Source organism: Halohasta sp. A2, assembly GCF_056175805.1.
The window spans coordinates 20,958-36,187 of the sequence record NZ_JAQFWV010000007.1 but is presented as its reverse complement, the minus strand read 5'-3'; the positions used below and the strand labels follow the sequence as shown (position 1 = coordinate 36,187).

General features: G+C 61.1%; 18 protein-coding genes. 8 read left to right on the top strand and 10 right to left on the bottom strand.

Going from position 1 to position 15,230, the window contains the following annotated elements; all coding sequences use genetic code 11:
* Positions 1 to 32: 32 nt before the first annotated feature.
* The 3 genes from secF (at position 33) to O2S87_RS03690 (ending at position 2,900) form a co-directional block, all read left to right on the top strand.
* Positions 33 to 902: a protein translocase subunit SecF gene (gene secF / locus O2S87_RS03700; RefSeq protein ID WP_475407456.1), complete on the top strand. Its 870-nt coding sequence runs from the start codon at positions 33 to 35 to the stop codon at positions 900 to 902.
* Entirely contained in the window at positions 902 to 2,467 is a 1,566-nt protein-coding gene (locus tag O2S87_RS03695) for a preprotein translocase subunit SecD (RefSeq protein WP_475407502.1), read from the top strand. Before secF ends, O2S87_RS03695 begins: the two co-directional genes overlap by 1 nt.
* A 127-nt stretch (positions 2,468 to 2,594) precedes the next feature.
* Positions 2,595 to 2,900, top strand: coding sequence for a hypothetical protein (locus O2S87_RS03690; protein ID WP_475407455.1), 306 nt, complete (start codon positions 2,595 to 2,597; stop codon positions 2,898 to 2,900).
* Between the two features lie 4 nt (positions 2,901 to 2,904).
* On the opposite strand, the gene rnhB is transcribed toward O2S87_RS03690, so the two are convergent.
* The 3 genes from rnhB to O2S87_RS03675 all read right to left on the bottom strand — a co-directional run bounded on the left by rnhB (position 2,905) and on the right by O2S87_RS03675 (position 5,371).
* Positions 2,905 to 3,567: a ribonuclease HII gene (rnhB, locus tag O2S87_RS03685; protein WP_475407454.1), complete on the bottom strand. Its 663-nt coding sequence runs from the start codon at positions 3,565 to 3,567 to the stop codon at positions 2,905 to 2,907.
* Positions 3,568 to 3,570: 3 nt separating this feature from the next.
* Positions 3,571 to 4,854, bottom strand: coding sequence for a tRNA pseudouridine(54/55) synthase Pus10 (locus O2S87_RS03680; protein WP_475407453.1), 1,284 nt, complete (start codon positions 4,852 to 4,854; stop codon positions 3,571 to 3,573).
* A 94-nt stretch (positions 4,855 to 4,948) separates the two neighbouring features.
* Positions 4,949 to 5,371 (bottom strand): RDD family protein, encoded by a 423-nt coding sequence (locus O2S87_RS03675; protein ID WP_475407452.1) that lies wholly within the window; start codon positions 5,369 to 5,371, stop codon positions 4,949 to 4,951.
* Between the two features lie 144 nt (positions 5,372 to 5,515).
* On the opposite strand from O2S87_RS03675, the gene O2S87_RS03670 reads away from it, so the two are divergent.
* From O2S87_RS03670 to O2S87_RS03655, 4 genes are all read left to right on the top strand, one after another.
* Positions 5,516 to 7,381, top strand: a complete 1,866-nt coding sequence (locus O2S87_RS03670) for an L-aspartate oxidase (RefSeq protein WP_475407451.1) — start codon at positions 5,516 to 5,518, stop codon at positions 7,379 to 7,381.
* A gap of 97 nt (positions 7,382 to 7,478) precedes the next feature.
* Positions 7,479 to 7,874 (top strand): ArsR/SmtB family transcription factor, encoded by a 396-nt coding sequence (locus O2S87_RS03665; RefSeq protein ID WP_475407450.1) that lies wholly within the window; start codon positions 7,479 to 7,481, stop codon positions 7,872 to 7,874.
* Positions 7,871 to 8,908 carry an ABC transporter ATP-binding protein gene (locus O2S87_RS03660; protein WP_475407449.1) on the top strand — a complete coding sequence of 346 codons (1,038 nt, stop codon included), beginning with the start codon at positions 7,871 to 7,873 and terminating at the stop codon, positions 8,906 to 8,908. The genes O2S87_RS03665 and O2S87_RS03660 overlap by 4 nt, the downstream gene beginning before the upstream one ends.
* Positions 8,905 to 9,714: an ABC transporter permease gene (locus tag O2S87_RS03655; protein ID WP_475407448.1), complete on the top strand. Its 810-nt coding sequence runs from the start codon at positions 8,905 to 8,907 to the stop codon at positions 9,712 to 9,714. The genes O2S87_RS03660 and O2S87_RS03655 overlap by 4 nt, the downstream gene beginning before the upstream one ends.
* 77 nt (positions 9,715 to 9,791) lie before the next feature.
* Here O2S87_RS03655 and O2S87_RS03650 read toward each other — a convergent pair whose 3' ends face one another.
* From O2S87_RS03650 to O2S87_RS03620, 7 genes are all read right to left on the bottom strand, one after another.
* A complete protein-coding gene (locus O2S87_RS03650; protein WP_475407447.1) occupies positions 9,792 to 10,031 on the bottom strand; it encodes a DUF2250 domain-containing protein in 240 nt (79 codons plus the stop codon).
* Between the two features lie 80 nt (positions 10,032 to 10,111).
* On the bottom strand, positions 10,112 to 10,387 hold the full coding sequence (locus O2S87_RS03645; protein ID WP_475407446.1) for a hypothetical protein: 276 nt from the start codon (positions 10,385 to 10,387) through the stop codon (positions 10,112 to 10,114).
* A 44-nt stretch (positions 10,388 to 10,431) separates the two neighbouring features.
* Entirely contained in the window at positions 10,432 to 11,175 is a 744-nt protein-coding gene (locus O2S87_RS03640) for a beta-ketoacyl-ACP reductase (protein ID WP_475407445.1), read from the bottom strand.
* 217 nt (positions 11,176 to 11,392) lie between these two features.
* Positions 11,393 to 12,901 carry a class III poly(R)-hydroxyalkanoic acid synthase subunit PhaC gene (gene phaC / locus O2S87_RS03635; RefSeq protein WP_475407444.1) on the bottom strand — a complete coding sequence of 503 codons (1,509 nt, stop codon included), beginning with the start codon at positions 12,899 to 12,901 and terminating at the stop codon, positions 11,393 to 11,395.
* Entirely contained in the window at positions 12,898 to 13,467 is a 570-nt protein-coding gene (locus tag O2S87_RS03630) for a poly(R)-hydroxyalkanoic acid synthase subunit (RefSeq protein WP_475407443.1), read from the bottom strand. The genes phaC and O2S87_RS03630 overlap by 4 nt, the downstream gene beginning before the upstream one ends.
* A gap of 26 nt (positions 13,468 to 13,493) precedes the next feature.
* Entirely contained in the window at positions 13,494 to 14,078 is a 585-nt protein-coding gene (locus O2S87_RS03625) for a hypothetical protein (protein ID WP_475407442.1), read from the bottom strand.
* Positions 14,071 to 14,409: an AbrB/MazE/SpoVT family DNA-binding domain-containing protein gene (locus O2S87_RS03620; protein ID WP_475407441.1), complete on the bottom strand. Its 339-nt coding sequence runs from the start codon at positions 14,407 to 14,409 to the stop codon at positions 14,071 to 14,073. Before O2S87_RS03620 ends, O2S87_RS03625 begins: the two co-directional genes overlap by 8 nt.
* A 171-nt stretch (positions 14,410 to 14,580) precedes the next feature.
* Between O2S87_RS03620 and O2S87_RS03615 the strand changes: the two genes are divergently transcribed.
* Positions 14,581 to 15,210, top strand: coding sequence for a MaoC family dehydratase (locus O2S87_RS03615; protein ID WP_475407440.1), 630 nt, complete (start codon positions 14,581 to 14,583; stop codon positions 15,208 to 15,210).
* Positions 15,211 to 15,230 lie beyond the last annotated feature (20 nt).

Below are 15,230 nucleotides of genomic sequence, written 5' to 3'. Positions count from 1 at the left end.
GGCTTATTCAACGCTGAATCAGAGCACCCCGTATGGTTGAGATCGCGGTACCGGAAGTCGACTATTCCCGGTACACGAACCGGCAGCTGTTGGCCGTGCCGCTGGCGTTGCTGGCTGTGGCGCTGCTTGTTGTTGTCGGCTGGTACGTGATGACGGGGGCCCCGGCGAACATGGGGTTGGAGTTTACCGGGGGAACAGAGCTTCGCGTCGACGTCGATGGAGACGATCCACGCGGACAGATCGAAGAGACATTCGGCGGTGAATCCGAGTCGATTCGGGAGGTTCAGGGCGACGGCTCGTACGTCGTGACGTTCGACTCCGAGGGGCTGTCGACCCAGGAAATAGAGGACAGAGCCTCCGAAGCTGGCTTCGACATACAGACGGTCGACACCGTCTCAGCGAGCTTCGGTGGCGATACCCAACGACTCGCGGTCGGTGGGGTGGTCTTCGCGTTCGTCGGGATGAGCCTGATCGTGTTTGGGGCGTTTCGGTCGTTCGTTCCATCGATTGCGGTGGTCATCTCGGCGTTTTCCGACGTGATGATCCCACTGGCAATGATGAACGTGCTCGGAATCGACCTCACGCTGGGGACGGTGGCTGCACTCCTGATGTTGATCGGGTACAGCGTCGACTCGGATATTCTGTTGAACAACAGTATTCTTCGCCAGTCAGGCGACTTCTACGAATCTACGTACCGCGCGCGACGGACCGGTGTGACGATGACGGTCACTTCGATCGTTGCAATGGCCGTAATGGCGGTGCTCGCCTACATTTTCGGCATCGGAATTATGAGCGCGATTGGCTTTATTCTCGTCGTCGGGCTCACGGCTGATCTGATCAACACCTATCTGCTGAACGTCACCCTGCTGCGCTGGTACGTTCACGAGGGGGTGAAACGATGATCGACTGGCTGAAATCGAACTGGCGCGTCGTGCTGTTGGGTGTCTTCATCCTGTTGGCCTGCTTCGCGCTGTTCTCGCCGACGATCGGTGCGGACGACACCGAGGCGATCGGGAACGAATCGGAAGCCGATTCCGGGCTGACGAATCTCCAGTACGGCCTCGATCTGGAGGGTGGAACGCGGATCAGGGCCCCGCTACTCGGGTTTACGGCTGAAAACGTCGAGTTCGATGGTGACAGCGAAGCGACGGTGTCGGCTGCAGTCGCCGAAGAGTTACCCGACACACAGTCCACTGACGTCGTCGCACGCAACGAGACGCAGGACGAACCTGCGAGCGTCGAGGTAGTCGATCCGGATGTCTCCGAAGAGGAGTTCGCCCAGGCGATGGACGACTCGGGCTACGAGTACGAATCGATCACCGATCAACTGACCGACGCGACCCGCGAGGAGGCGGTCTCAGTACTGGAAGGAAAGGTGAACCAAGCCGGCCTGTCCGGCAGTAGCGTCCAAGAGACTTCCAGCGCGAGCGGCGAGTACTTCATGCTCATTGAGGTCCCCGGCCAGGACCGCCAAGACGTTGTAGACCTGATCGAGGATCGTGGTGACGTCCGCGTCGACATCTACTACCCGAACGATTCGGGCGAGTACGAAACCGAAGAGGGGGCGCTGACGCAGTCCGACTTCCAGACGGTGGGCACGGCGACCGAAAACGAGCAGGGCCAACCGAACGTGCCAGTGACGGTCCGAGAGAGCTCCGCCGAGGACTTCCAGCAGAGCGCCGTCGACACTGGCCTCGCCCAAGAGGGTGGTTCACAGTGTACCTATGAGGACGACCGAGAGAACACCGATCCGTGTCTGTTGTTGGTCTCCGACGGTGAGGTGATCAACTCCTTCGGCATGAACGGCGACCTCGCATCGAGCATGCAGAACGGTGATTGGGCGCAGGATCCGAACTTCATCCTGACGACCACTTCGATCGAAGAGGCCCAACAGATCGCCATCGATCTGCGTGCCGGTGCGCTGCCAGCCGAACTCGATCTCGAGAACGGAACGACGTCGTTCATCTCGCCCACCCAGGGTGAGAACTTCCAAACCTACTCGCTGGTTATCGGACTGTTGTCAGTCCTGGCGGTCGCTGGCGTCGTCTTTCTCCGTTACCGCGAGCCGAAAGTCGCCTTGCCGATGGTCGTCACGGCCTTTTCGGAGGTCGTCATCCTACTCGGCTTTGCCGCGTATCTGGGCTATCCGTTGGACCTGTCGGTGATCGCTGGCTTCATCGCGGTAATCGGGACCGGCGTCGACGATCTGGTGATCATTGCCGACGAGGTGCTCTCGGAAGGTGACGTAACGAGCCGGCGCGTGTTCGACTCGCGGTTCAAGAAGGCGTTCTGGGTGATCGGCGTCGCCGCCGCAACGACGATCGTCGCCATGTCACCACTGGCAGTGTTGTCGCTGGGTGATCTCCGTGGGTTCGCGATCTTCACCATCCTCGGCGTTCTCGTCGGGGTGTTGGTCACACGGCCAGCCTACGGTGACATCCTCCGATACCTGATGACCGATCGCTAACCGGCCACCACGCAGGGTTGTCAGTCATCGTCTTTGTTCGAAAACACTTCCTGAAACACCGCTAACCGTCTGACAGCTGTCAGACAGAACCGATACGTTTTCTATCCGGTATGCAAACCAATACGAGATGGCAACAGATGCTCGGGCAGACGATGAAGCCACAGCGTCCGTTCGAGAGGAGATCGGACGGCTTGTGGGCGCACTTTCGAAGGCCGTCTTCGGCGTGTGTTCAGTCGCTGTCGGGGCGTTGATACTGCTGGTGACTGCCGGAAACGCCACGGGCGACTCAGGTGTGTTCTTTTTGACGCTCGGGGTAGCGACAATGCTCGCCGGATTCGTGATGATCAGTCGACTCCCGACTCCCAACTCGTCGTCTCAAGACGGCTCCCAGGGAGTGGCGAGCCACGATAACGACCGTCGACAGAACGACTAATCGTTCAAAAATCGTCGAGCGCAGCCTGCGCCCGGGCCGCCAAGAGATCCTCGCACGTCGACCACGACGCTCTGGCACACGCAGGGAGTTCGTCGTACCGGTCGACGTAGCTGGCCAGAAACGACCGCGTTGTTCGGTCGCTCGGGTAGCCACTTCCTACTGGTCCTAACTCTGAGTAGTCACTGCCTACTTCGGCCATTTGCCGGTCGCGTTCGACTTTCGCGATGATGCTGGCGGCTGCCGCCAGACGGTGGCTGTCGTCGGCACCGTGTTCGGCGGTTACGTCGACTGCAATTCCGTCAGCCGCGAGCCCCTCAGTGACACGACGGGCGAAGCGTGATTCGGAGACATCGCACGCGTCGACGATCGCTGAGTCTCCAGTTTCGGCGACGCCCAGAATTGCCCGTCGCTGTGCGGCGACCGTCAGCCGGTTCATATCCGTAGCGGGATCGTCTATCTCCTCTACGGTCACCGTACCAATGGCTATCTCGACGGCGTCTGTCGACCGAAGTTCGTCGGCCAGCGAGTCGCGTCTGTCGGGCGTCAGCCGCTTGGAGTCGGCGATTCCCTTGGGGAGTTTGGCTGGTTCGGCCCGGACGGCGGCCGCAATCATCGGTCCCAACACTGGGCCTTTGCCTGCCTCGTCGACGCCGATCTGGAATGTCATCGCTTACTCCAGCAAGAACTCCTCGCGCTCGAACGGCTCGTCGACGCCCTTGACACCCGTCACATCGAGTTCAGTGACGACGGCTTGGACGCCCAGCAGGGCGGCGAGACTCGGCTCGGTTCGGTCGTTGTCGCCCGAGATGAGCTCTTTTATATATAGGCCGCCCTCGCCGTGGATCTCGACCGTCGCGTGTCGTGGGTCGTCGAGTTTCGCACTGGCTGCGAGGACGTCTCGGACACGCGTGAGCCCCGCCCGGCGGTGGTCGACGCGCTCTGGAGTGTACTGCTCGATGGTCGAGCCGTCGAGTTCAGCGATGGCCGTCTGGAGCTCGTCGTCGGTCACCTCGGAATCGAACTCGACGTACGCACGGTATGTTTTCGAGGCGTCGAGTTCCTTGACGCGCTCGACCATTTCGTAGCTCGCCAGCCGGAGGCCTTCGACCTCGACTTTCCCCTCGGCGAAGGCGTTGATATCGCCTTCGAGGCGCTCGACGTCGACTGTTCGTCGGTGGGGCTCTTGGACCTCGATCACGAACGGGCGGCCGGTACCCAGCATGCGGGCGTCGACGTCCTCGCGGCCTGCGCCGTGGAAGGTTGCCTCGGTGCCGTCCATCACGTCCATCACCACGGGAGCAGTCAGCTGTTCGACGCTCTCGGGGTACAGATAGCCCGTGCCGTCGCAGTGCTCGCAGGGGAGTTTCCCTGTGCGGCCGCTGGCGTGGCACTCCCGGCAGGGCCACTCGGTTTGGGGAATATCCCGTTCGAGCTTGCGGTACCGCCCGTATATAAAGGCGGAGTTGAGTTTCGTTTCGACGCGATCGTTCTCGATGTCGAGGGTGATCTGGACGTCGGGTCGACCGAAGTCGACGTCAGTACCGGTGAGTTGGCCAACTCGCTTGCCGACCTCGCGGTTCATGTTCGATTTAAATAGTTCGCCAGCATCCGCGTCAACACCGGCGTCCATCCGAAGGAGTTCGTCGTTCTCCTCGATCAGTGGCGGGGTTTTCGTGCCGACCTGGTAGGTCGAAAACTCGGGGTCGCCGATCGCGTCGACCGCGCGGTCGGCCCACTCGTCGAACCGGCCGCACTCGACCTCGCAGACCCAGCACTCGTCGGGGTCGACTGATTCGTATGGCTGGTCGTCGTCGAGGGCGACCGCGACGCGGAGGCTTCGACCGCGATCGGCGTTCGAGAGGCCGAAACTCCGGTCGGCGAACACTCGGCCGACACAGCTATCGCAGACCGGGCCTGCCGCGATGACGGCCCGTGCCTCGGCAAGGATACTCATTACTCCATCAATCGGCGGCGGCGATAACTGTCTTGCCTTTCTACGGCTCGTCCGTCGACCGCGGTAAGACGATATGGATGCAAACCAATGCGAGCTACTGCCGTCGAACGACTACCGTATCGGCTGCGAGATCGCCAACGCGTTGGTGGTTATCAGTCACCAGAATGGCGACGATTCCGATGAGGTAGGCAAACGGTAAATTATCGATTGTCAACAGCACGTTTCGGATGATCGAAGCCCCGATCGTACAGTTCGATCCATCGCTTTTGACAACAACCAACCCGAGCAGGTATTTGCCGGGTGTGTAGCCGTAGAGTCCTTCGAGGACAAATACATACACGAACATGGCCGTAAAACCGAGTACGAAGAGTGCTGTCGACAGTGTTCCAGAAACCGGCGGTGCTGCAAAGGCAATGAAGAGCACAGAGATAAGTATTGTATCAATAATCAACGCGAGTGCGCGTCGACCGAGGAGCGTCTCGTCAGTGTCCATCTGCGGGGTGGGATGTTTTTCCATACGATTTCAGAATTATTGACACTATATGTTATTTGTTTCTCTTCAGGTCATTCAGCCAAGTACTGATAATTCTGCATCACGAAGCCCTCAAGAGGCTTCATCACCTCTATACTAGTAGAGGCGTTCCGGCGTTTCACCCCTCCAATGAATCCGTATACCACCAGTTCGATCTATAGCGACGCATCGACCTCGGAGTCCGCCAAGTCGACCACCACCGACATCGAGTACGAGGAGATCCACGTTCCCGTTCTCGTCGTCGGGGCCGGTGCGGCAGGCGCACGACTCGCCATCGAACTCGCCGAGAAGGGAGTCGAACCGTTGGTGATAGGCAAACGTGACTATGGCGACGCCCACACGACGTGGGCCGCCGGGGGAATCAACGCCGCACTAGGGAGCCGCGACCCCGAGGACAGTTGGGAGATCCACGCCGCCGACACGTTGCGAGAGGGCCACTTTCTGAACGATCCCGAAGCGGTCGAACTCGTCGCCAGCGAGATGCCCGACCGCATCCGCGAACTCGACGAGTGGGGCATGGCGTTCGCCCGAACCGACGATGACAAAATCCAACAGCGGTACTTCGGGGCGCAATCCTTCCGGCGAACCTGCTTCGTCGGTGATCGAACCGGCGAGGCGATCTTGGAGACGCTGGTCGACCGCGCCCAGTCGCTGTCGATTCCCTACCGCGAGAACGTGATGATCACCCGCGTGCTTTCGGACGGCGAGCGCGTCTCGGCAGCCGTAGGGTTCGACATGTCGACCGGCGACTTTCTCGTGTTCGTCACCGACCACGTCGTGCTCGCCGCCGGCGGATCGAGCGCGATGTACAACCGACACTCCTCGCGCGAGGAAGAAAACAACGGTGACGGGCCCGCGCTCGCGCTCGACGCGGGCGCGCAGTTGCTCGATATAGAGTTCGTCCAGTTCCATCCCACTGGGATGGTCGGCGCACGCTACGGCGACGAGTGGGACGGTCGACTCGTCACCGAAGCGGTCCGTGGCGAGGGCGGCCGCCTGTACAACGCCGACCGAGAGCGGTTCATGGAGCGCTACTCGCCCGACCAGATGGAACTCGACGCCCGCGACGTGGTCGCCCGAGCGATTGCTCAAGAGATCCGCGAGGGCAGAGGCACCGACAACGGGGGCGTCTATCTCGACATCTCCCACCGTGACGACGACTACATCCGCGAGCGACTACCGAGCATGGTCGACCGATTCGCCTCCCTCGGAGTGGACATCACCAGCGAACCGATGGAGGTCGCCCCCACCGCCCACTACACGATGGGCGGGGTGGATATCGACCCACAGACGGGCGAAACCGGCGTCGACGGGCTGTACGCGGTCGGCGAGACGACTGCGGGCGTTCACGGCGCAAACCGACTGGGCGGCAACTCGCTGGCCGAAACCGTGGCGATCGCCAAACCAGTCGGCCAGCATATCGCCGCCGGATTCCAGTCGAGTGGCCTCGCGGCCGACGGCGGCACCGACTCGATGGTCACCGAGACGGGCGCCGACCTCTCACTCCGAATGCGGGCCCACGCCGAACGAGAGTTCGCCGCCCTCTCACGGCTCGAAGCCGCCGACGGCGAGGCGACACCCGAGGAACTGCTCGACGATCTCGGCGAGTTACTCTGGCAGGATGCCGGGATCATCCGTGACGACGACGGGCTCCGGCGAGCTATCGCCGGGATCGAGGCGCTCCGAGACCGAGTCGACGACCTCCGAATCGAGGGCGACCGGACCAGTCGCTCCTTCGAGTTGGCCGTCGACCTCGGCTTTTCGCTGACGGTCGCCGAGGCAACCCTTCGAACGGCACTCGAACGGACCGAATCACGAGGAGCGCACTACCGCAGCGACTACCCCGAGATGGACCGAACACTTCGGACGAATCTCGTCGTCTCTGACGGCGCTGGGGGAATGGCGATCCGCCACCGATCGGTCGACGAGCCAAGCAAACTGGTCCAAAAAGCACTTGACGGCGACTACGAACTCGACTATCACCATCTGGAGTAGGAAGCCGATCGGCTTTCCGTGGCTATGTGACACACAGCCATTAGGCGGCCTGACCACGCAGTTTTTACGCGGCTGTCTCATATCGAATAACCACGATATGACTGAGTCTCCAGTGTCGACGGGCGAGCTTCCAAGCTCCCTTATTCGACTCTACGACGACCCCGAGACGGAGGCGGCGGCACTCCGCGAGCGGGCGGGCAACGCAGCGGTCGCCGAGCAGGTGAGCCGTCTGTGTGCGGCGCTTTCGAATCCCCTGCGGCTTCGACTGCTGTGGGCGCTTCAGGACGGCGAATGCTGCGTCTGTGAGCTCCAGACCGCCGTCGGCGCACCGCAGTCGACGGTCGCCTCCCAGCTCCGGTGTTTAACCGATGCCGGGCTCGTTACCACCCGCAAAGACGGCAAGTGGAGCTACTACAGCGCGGCCAACAAGCGGGTGTTCGAGCTGATCGACCGGGCAACCGAGCTCACCGAACGAACGGAGGCGACCGAATGAGTCAGTCGACGCCCGCACTCGAACTCACGGAATTGCGAAAGGAGTACGAGGACGTGACCGCGCTCGACGGCGTTTCGCTCACGGTGCCCGAGGGGAGCTTTTTTGGCCTGTTGGGTCCGAACGGCGCGGGCAAAACCACCTTTATAAACATTCTCGTTGGGCTCGTCCGGAAATCCGGCGGCACCGCCCGTGTCTTCGGCCACGATGTCGAAGACGACTACCAGGAGGCCAGAAACGCCATCGGACTTGCCCCACAGGAGTTCAACGTCGACCGATTCTTCCCGATTCGCGAAGTGCTCGAACACAAAGCGGGCTACCACGGCATTCCGGCGGCCGAAGCCAAAGACCGCGCCGACACGGTCCTCAAACAAGTCGGTATTTACGACAAGCGCGACACCAGATTCGACTGGCTCTCGGGCGGGATGAAACGCCGCTTTCTGTTGGCTCGGGCACTCATTACCGATCCCGACCTGTTGATTCTCGACGAGCCCAGCGCGGGCGTCGACGTCCAGCTTCGCCGGGATCTGTGGGATCTCGTCACCGAACTCAACGAGCAGGGAACAACCATTCTCCTGACGACCCACTACATCGAGGAGGCCGAGCGCCTCTGTGACGAGGTCGCCATTCTCGATTCCGGCCAACTCCGAGCGGTCGCGACGCCCGACGAGCTGAAAGGCCGCGGGGCCGACCGTATCATCGTCGAACTCCGCGACCCACCGGCGACGACACCGGAGCTGTTGGTCGGTGACAGGCGAGTCGAGTCGGTCGACCTCGACGGCCACCAACTCGAAGTCACCGCCCGCGAAGGTGGGCTGGTCGCACCGGACCTCGTCCGCGAACTGGACCGAGCAGGACTAGAAATCGTCGACCTCGAAATCGCCCGCACCTCGCTCGAAGAGATCTTCGTCGAGATGACCCGGACCGATGAGAGCGATGCGACGCCCGCAGAACGGGCGAGCGAGTCCGAAGACGAACGAACGGACCACCAGCCGGTCGCGCCGGACGGTGGCCGAAACACTGGGGGTCCACAATGAGCGTGGTCGATCGCGCGGCGGCAGCCGCGGGTGTCCCGACCGGCTTTTATACGCTCGTCAAGCGGGAGATCCTGCGCTACGTGCGTCGACCGAAAAACACGTTTTTCCCGCCGTTTATCACGAACGTACTCTACTTCTCTGTGTTCGGTGTCGTCCTTGGGACTCGTGTCGGCGACATTATCGGTGTTCCGTACATCCTGTTCATTCTGCCAGGGCTGGTCGTACTCGGGGCGGTCTCGAACGCGTTCGAGAACGCCTCGTTTTCGATCTTCCACGGGCGGTGGAACGAGTACATCGACGAGACGCTCACCTCGCCGCTGTCGTACACCCAGATGGTGTGGGCGTATCTGCTCTCGTCGGCGCTTCGGGGCGTGATCGTCGGCACGCTCATCGCCGTTCTCGGGTTCGTGATTATCGGTGGCCTCTATCAGCCGGTGCCGGTCGAAGAGCCGCTGTTCCTCGTAGCGTTTATGCTGGTTATCACGCTACTGTTCGCGAGTCTCGGCATCGTCGGCGGGCTTCTCGCCGAGGATTTCGACGATCTGACGATGATGAACCAGTTTCTGCTCCGCCCGTTGGTCTTCTTCGGAGCCGTCTTCTACTCGCTCGAAGACTTGACACCACTCATCCGTGACATCTCGCTGTTGAATCCGATGGTGTACATGGTCAACGGCGTCAGATACGGCTTTCTGGGCGTCGCCGAGGTCGACCCACTGGTTTCGCTGGCGGTGCTCTCTGCTGGAACGGCTGTCGTGGTCGCAATCAATATCGTGCTGTTCACGCGCGGCTACGGACTAACTGACTGAGGAATCGAGTCGACTATGTATATTACGATAGGAGGGTTGCAGAACCTCAGGCGCTCGGTTTCGTCGGCTCTCGGTACTCAGCGACGGACGACGTGTCGACCGTATTCGGTGAGTCGGTAGAGAACTTCGTCGCTGACCGATTCGAGATGTCCGGTGGCTTCGAGCGCAGCACATCGTCGTTCGACGAGCGGAATGTGGAGACCGGTGTTCGAGGCGATCAGTGCCGGATAGTCCGCCCCTGACGCCGAGAGATGGTGTAAAATACGCCTATCGGCGGTGCTGAGTGTGCTGTCGCCACCACTGGTCCCACTTGACATACCTTTTCGGAGGATGGGAGCCATTCACATCAAAGTGTCGGATCAGCTCACACGTACGCGGGTCGACGAACCAGTGACCGCTACGGTTCGGTTTCCGAGTCGGTATCGTCGTAAACGCCGACCGGTAGATCCGTCTCGTCGACTTTCGGATCGCCGAGTTCGACGACGGTGGTGCCGTCGGCGGCCTCGTACACGCCGAGCGGCAGTTCGGTCGCCGAGCCATCGCTTTGCTCGCGTGTTCGGGCCGCGGCCGCCAGCGCGGCGAGTTCGGCTTCGGGCGACGAGTCGTGGTCACGGGCGCGTCGACGGAGCCACGCGTACAGTTCCTCGTCGATCTGTATACTCACAGTCGGCATTATATACCCGTCTTCGTGGCGCAGCTATTTGTAAGGTGTCGTCGCTACCACTCCATGCCGCCGTTGACCCCGAGAATCTGGCCGGTCATGTAGTCGGCATCCTCAGTCGACAGAAATCGAACGATTCCGACGATATCGTCGACCGTCGCAAAGCGGTCGAGCGGGATCCGACTACGGATCTTTTCTTGGACCCGTTCGGGGACGTCGTCGAGCATATCCGTTCGAACGAACCCCGGCGAGACGCAGTTCGCAGTCGTCCCCGAATCGGCGAGTTCGAGCGCCACCGTCCGGGTAAAGCCGAACAGCCCGCTTTTGGTCGCCGCGTAGTTGGCCTGACCGTAGTTGCCCTGTTGGCCAACGACGCTCGAAATGTTGATCAGCCGACCGTGATCGGCGGCTTTGAGGTCGTCGAAAAACGCGTTCGTGCAGTTGTAGACGCCGCCGAGGTTGACGTCCATCACGCGGTCCCAGTCCTCGCGGGTCATCCGCTCGAACTTCTTGTCGACCGTTATGCCCGCGTTGTTGACGAGCACGTCAGTCGGCCCGAAGGCGTTGCGGACGCGGTCGGCCATCGCTTCGACCTCGTCGGTGTTCGTGACGTCGGCCTGCACGGCGATTGCGGTGCCGCCATCGGCTTCGATCTCGTCGACGACATCGTAGGCCTCGCGCTCGGAGTTCCGGTAGTTGACGACGACGTTCGCGCCGTGAGCGCCGAGTTCAGTGGCGATTCCTTTCCCGATGCCGCGCGAGGAGCCGGTGACAACGCACGTTTGGGTGTCTAGTTTCATAGTCGCGGGGAGTACGCGGTCGTCACTGATGTGGATCACCCCGAGAGCCAGTCGGCTCAACGTCTCTTGGCTGCGAGCAAACCAGTAGGGTGAGTGGAGGCCACACCGTCTCGACCGCTTGTCTACTGGTGTGGCGAATCCGCCATTAAGTCTTGTTACAGTAAGAAGTACAATATAAATAAAAAATGTATCTCGACCGGTACTAGCGGTCAGCCGATCAGTCGTCGATGTGTTCGTTCGCGTTCTCGATCCACTCTCGAACTCGCTCGGGCGAGGCTCCGACGTCCGCCGCGATCGACTCGGCGTCACCGGCTGCGAGCGCATCGATACTCCTGATGCCCGCCTCGCGCAGCTGTTCGGCGTAGTAGGGGCCGATCCCGTACACCGACTCCAACTGCTCGGCTCCATTGGTGAACGTCGACGCACCGGAGTCCGTCTCTTCGGTATCCGTCGACCCGTCTTCTGTGTCGACTGCCTCGCTTTCTGTCTCGACCGTCTCGTCTTCAGTGTCGACTGTACGGGCTTCGGCCTCGCTACCGGTCGACTCCGTCTCGGCCGTCTCGGAATCCGAATCGGGTTCGGTTTCCGACCTCGCGCTCGTCTCAGAGCCGGCTTCCGTCTGGTCGTCCGGATTCGACCGTTCGGCGAACCACTCGGCAACCGACGGCCACAGCTCGTCGTGGGAACTCGATGAGACCGACAGGCCGATGTGGCCGGTCCGCGCGTCGATCGTCGTCACGTCGTCGCTCGGCACTAGGTCGTTGAATTCGGTACTTGATTCTGGCGGGATGAGGTGGTCGTAGTGGCCGACGACCTGGACTATCGGCAACTCGATCTCGCCGAGGTCGACGTGTCTCTCGCCGAGATACAACTCGTTTCGCGCGAGCTTGTTGTCCTGGTAGATGTCCTCGATGAACTGCCGGTAGGTTTCGCCCGCGACGTCGATTCCCTCGTCGAGCCACCGCTCCATCCGCGCGAAGTTCTCGACGAACTCGTCGTCGTCGACGTTGTCATAGAGCCGCAGGTATTTGCTCACGAAGTTCGAGACCGGGTCCATCATCGCAAAGCCGACATCGAGAAAGTCGGCGGGAACGTTGCCGAACGTGTCGGTCACCTGCTGGGCGTCGTAGTACGGTTTTTCGCCCCAGAGTTCGAGCACACCGCCGGTGTCGTCGAAACAGAGCCCGGCGGCCATCAGCCCGAGGTTTCTGACTTTTTCGGGGAACAACGAGGCGTACATCACGCTCATCGTCCCACCCATGCAGTAGCCCAGCAGGTTGATCGACTCCTGGCCCGACCGCTCGCGGACGACGTCGACACAGTTGTCGGTGTAGCGCATGACGTAGTCCTCAAGGGTGAGCTGTGTGTCGAGCCGGGAGGGCTCGCCCCAGTCGATGAGGTAGATGTCGAAGCCGCCTTCGAGCAGCCGACGGACGACGCTTCGGTCCGGCTGGAGATCGAGGATGTACGGCTTGTTGATCAGCGCGTAGACGATCAGAATCGGAATGTCGTGTGTCGTCTCGGGTTCGATTCCCGCCTCCTCGGGCTGGTAGTGGAGCAGTTGGAGCTTGTTCTCCTCGTAGACGACCTCGCTCGGGGTGGTTCCGACCTCGATGTCGGCGACGCGCTCGATCTGTTCGGCGAGCATCGGCATCTTTTCGAGATACTCCGAGGTCGCCTCCAGCGTGCGCTGCTGGGCGTCGACGGCGGCACGCATCGGATTCATGAGCCCTCGGTTTCTCCGTCGTCGAGATGTTCGATGAGCCGGTCGAGCTTTCGTTCGACAGCGTGTTGTCGACGTTCGAGTTCGACGAGTCGACCGCCGACCTCTTCGATCTGGTCGGTGGTCGCAAAGCCGACCGAGCCGAGCGCCTCCTGACTTGCGTGGTCGAACTGCTCGCTGGCTTCGAGTAGATCGCCGACCGTCTGGCCCGTCGCGGCCGCGAACGCACTCGTTCCCATCACTTCTTTGAACGCGTCGTTAGCCGCGTTGAGCCAGATGTCGCGGAACGTTTCCAGGTCGACGTCCTCGCCACTGAGCGATTCACCGACAAGCCGGAGCTGGGCCTCAATAGCCTCCATCCAGACTTCGTAGGCCCGACTGGTTCCGGCTATTCCATCGGCGGTTTGCTCGTCGAGCCCACTCTTGTCGAGCGACTCGCGCCAAGAGTCGAGGAACTCCGTTTGCATTCGCATGTTCTGCTCGAACGCCTCGAAGAACGACTGGTTCAGGTCCTCGGCGTACTCGCTCCACGGTTCGTCGCCTGCGGTCGATTGGGTGGTGTCTGACATCGGAGGCTCTCGGAGTGGTAGGCTGCTTACGCCGTCTCTTCGTCATCGATGTCGACGTCCATCCGGGACGTCCCCACCGACTCATTGGACTCGGTTCCGTACTCCATGTTTTCGACATCCGACTGGACGTCTTCGAGCGAGTCGACGAGGGCCTCGACCGACTCCTCGGTCAGCGAGTTCGACTGGTCGACGAACTCGACGTAGCTGTCGGTGTTTTCTTCGAGCTGCTGTTCGATCGAATCCCAGGTCTGGTCGCTGATCTCTTCGACGGCCTCGTACTGGTCTTCGATCGCCTGGTGGAGGCTCTCGAAGGCCTCGTGTTGTCGCTCGGTGGCATCGCTGTCGTCGTCAATCAGCGACTGTTCGTTTGGTATGGCCGCTTCCATCATCTCGACCATGCCTTTGGCGAGACTGCGGCTGGCGTCGAGGCCCGTTTTCTGGACCGACCGCTGGGACTCGATTGCGTCTCCCCAGACGCGGGGAACCTGTTTTTGGGCGTCCATGCTCTGTTTGAGGACCTGCTGGCCCTGTTTGATCGACTGTCGCTGGAGTTGGAACATCGATGCCATCGGGTTGGACGTGCTGGACTGCTGTGTGTGTGTTTTACTCATTGGAATCACTGGAGGTCTGCGTGATTGGGATGACGAACGTCTGGACGATATCTCCCTCTTCGATACCCAACACTTCGCGTTCGGCGTCGGGAATGCTGATTCGACCGCCGCTTTGGACGCGTGTTTTGAACATCGCCATCCGCATCCCGACTGATTCGAACCCTGTGGGATCGAACTTTGTTGGATCGAACCCCAACTGGGTGCCGTCTGTCGACGACAGGAGTTCGGTGAACGCTTGCATCTGCTGTGCGGTCATCTCTTGGCCAGCCTCCTGCAGTTGTGTTGCAAACTGCATCGGCGACCACGCCATCTCGTCTGAGCCGTTCGTCATCTCGTCTACACCATCGGCCGACGTTTACTTAACTCTTGTCGCCAACTACCAACACATACCATTCTATGGCAACAAATGGTATATGATGGAACGCCGTACGTTGTATCGACCAAAGGGTGGTGACCGAAACCGCTAAGCCGGGTACCCACCGAGTTCCGAATATCACACACTATGAATGGTGAACAAACCAGCGTCGGCATCGAAGCAGTACCGTACAGCATGGCGGATGCCTGGGTTCGGGCGACGGGGCATCTCGTCAAAAGCGCTGTCGAGGTCAACCGTGCCGCGCTGGCGGCCTACGGCTTCGACGACTCCGAGCGAACGAGTGGCGGGCCGTCGGTCGCGTACGCTCGGCCCGAGTGGGAGGTCGATCGCGAATCCGCCGAGCCCGAGCGTCTGACGGTCGGCGACCGGGTGACGTTTTCGAAGACGTTTACGGACGAGGACGTGGCGGCGTTCGCCGATATCTCGGGCGATACCAACCGCCTTCACCTCGAAGACGGCTTCGCCGACGAAAGCCGTTTCGGCGACCGGATCATCCACGGTACATTGGTTTCGGGGCTGATCAGTGCGGCACTCGCACGCCTGCCCGGACTGACGATCTATCTCTCACAGGACATTACGTTTCTCGCACCCGCCTACATCGGCGACGAGTTGACCGCCACGGTCGAAGTCGTCGACGACCTCGAAGACGACAAGTACATTCTGTCGACGACCGTCCACAACCAGTCCGAAAAACAGTTGATCAACGGCGAGGCGGTCGTCCTGATCGACCCCGTCCCCGAGCCCGAAACCGAGTAAGCTCACCTTCGAGTCCGAGG

What these genes read in the sequence shown, in the direction of transcription:
- secF (WP_475407456.1), top strand. Translation starts at nt 33, where the DNA reads ATGGTTGAGATCGCGGTACCGGAAGTCGACTATTCCCGGTACACGAAC.
- O2S87_RS03690 (WP_475407455.1), top strand. Translation starts at nt 2,595, where the DNA reads ATGGCAACAGATGCTCGGGCAGACGATGAAGCCACAGCGTCCGTTCGA.
- rnhB (WP_475407454.1), bottom strand. Translation starts at nt 3,567, where the DNA reads ATGACATTCCAGATCGGCGTCGACGAGGCAGGCAAAGGCCCAGTGTTG.
- O2S87_RS03680 (WP_475407453.1), bottom strand. Translation starts at nt 4,854, where the DNA reads ATGAGTATCCTTGCCGAGGCACGGGCCGTCATCGCGGCAGGCCCGGTC.
- O2S87_RS03675 (WP_475407452.1), bottom strand. Translation starts at nt 5,371, where the DNA reads ATGGAAAAACATCCCACCCCGCAGATGGACACTGACGAGACGCTCCTC.
- O2S87_RS03670 (WP_475407451.1), top strand. Translation starts at nt 5,516, where the DNA reads ATGAATCCGTATACCACCAGTTCGATCTATAGCGACGCATCGACCTCG.
- O2S87_RS03665 (WP_475407450.1), top strand. Translation starts at nt 7,479, where the DNA reads ATGACTGAGTCTCCAGTGTCGACGGGCGAGCTTCCAAGCTCCCTTATT.
- O2S87_RS03660 (WP_475407449.1), top strand. Translation starts at nt 7,871, where the DNA reads ATGAGTCAGTCGACGCCCGCACTCGAACTCACGGAATTGCGAAAGGAG.
- O2S87_RS03655 (WP_475407448.1), top strand. Translation starts at nt 8,905, where the DNA reads ATGAGCGTGGTCGATCGCGCGGCGGCAGCCGCGGGTGTCCCGACCGGC.
- O2S87_RS03650 (WP_475407447.1), bottom strand. Translation starts at nt 10,031, where the DNA reads ATGTCAAGTGGGACCAGTGGTGGCGACAGCACACTCAGCACCGCCGAT.
- O2S87_RS03645 (WP_475407446.1), bottom strand. Translation starts at nt 10,387, where the DNA reads ATGCCGACTGTGAGTATACAGATCGACGAGGAACTGTACGCGTGGCTC.
- O2S87_RS03640 (WP_475407445.1), bottom strand. Translation starts at nt 11,175, where the DNA reads ATGAAACTAGACACCCAAACGTGCGTTGTCACCGGCTCCTCGCGCGGC.
- phaC (WP_475407444.1), bottom strand. Translation starts at nt 12,901, where the DNA reads ATGAATCCGATGCGTGCCGCCGTCGACGCCCAGCAGCGCACGCTGGAG.
- O2S87_RS03630 (WP_475407443.1), bottom strand. Translation starts at nt 13,467, where the DNA reads ATGTCAGACACCACCCAATCGACCGCAGGCGACGAACCGTGGAGCGAG.
- O2S87_RS03625 (WP_475407442.1), bottom strand. Translation starts at nt 14,078, where the DNA reads ATGAGTAAAACACACACACAGCAGTCCAGCACGTCCAACCCGATGGCA.
- O2S87_RS03620 (WP_475407441.1), bottom strand. Translation starts at nt 14,409, where the DNA reads ATGACGAACGGCTCAGACGAGATGGCGTGGTCGCCGATGCAGTTTGCA.
- O2S87_RS03615 (WP_475407440.1), top strand. Translation starts at nt 14,581, where the DNA reads ATGAATGGTGAACAAACCAGCGTCGGCATCGAAGCAGTACCGTACAGC.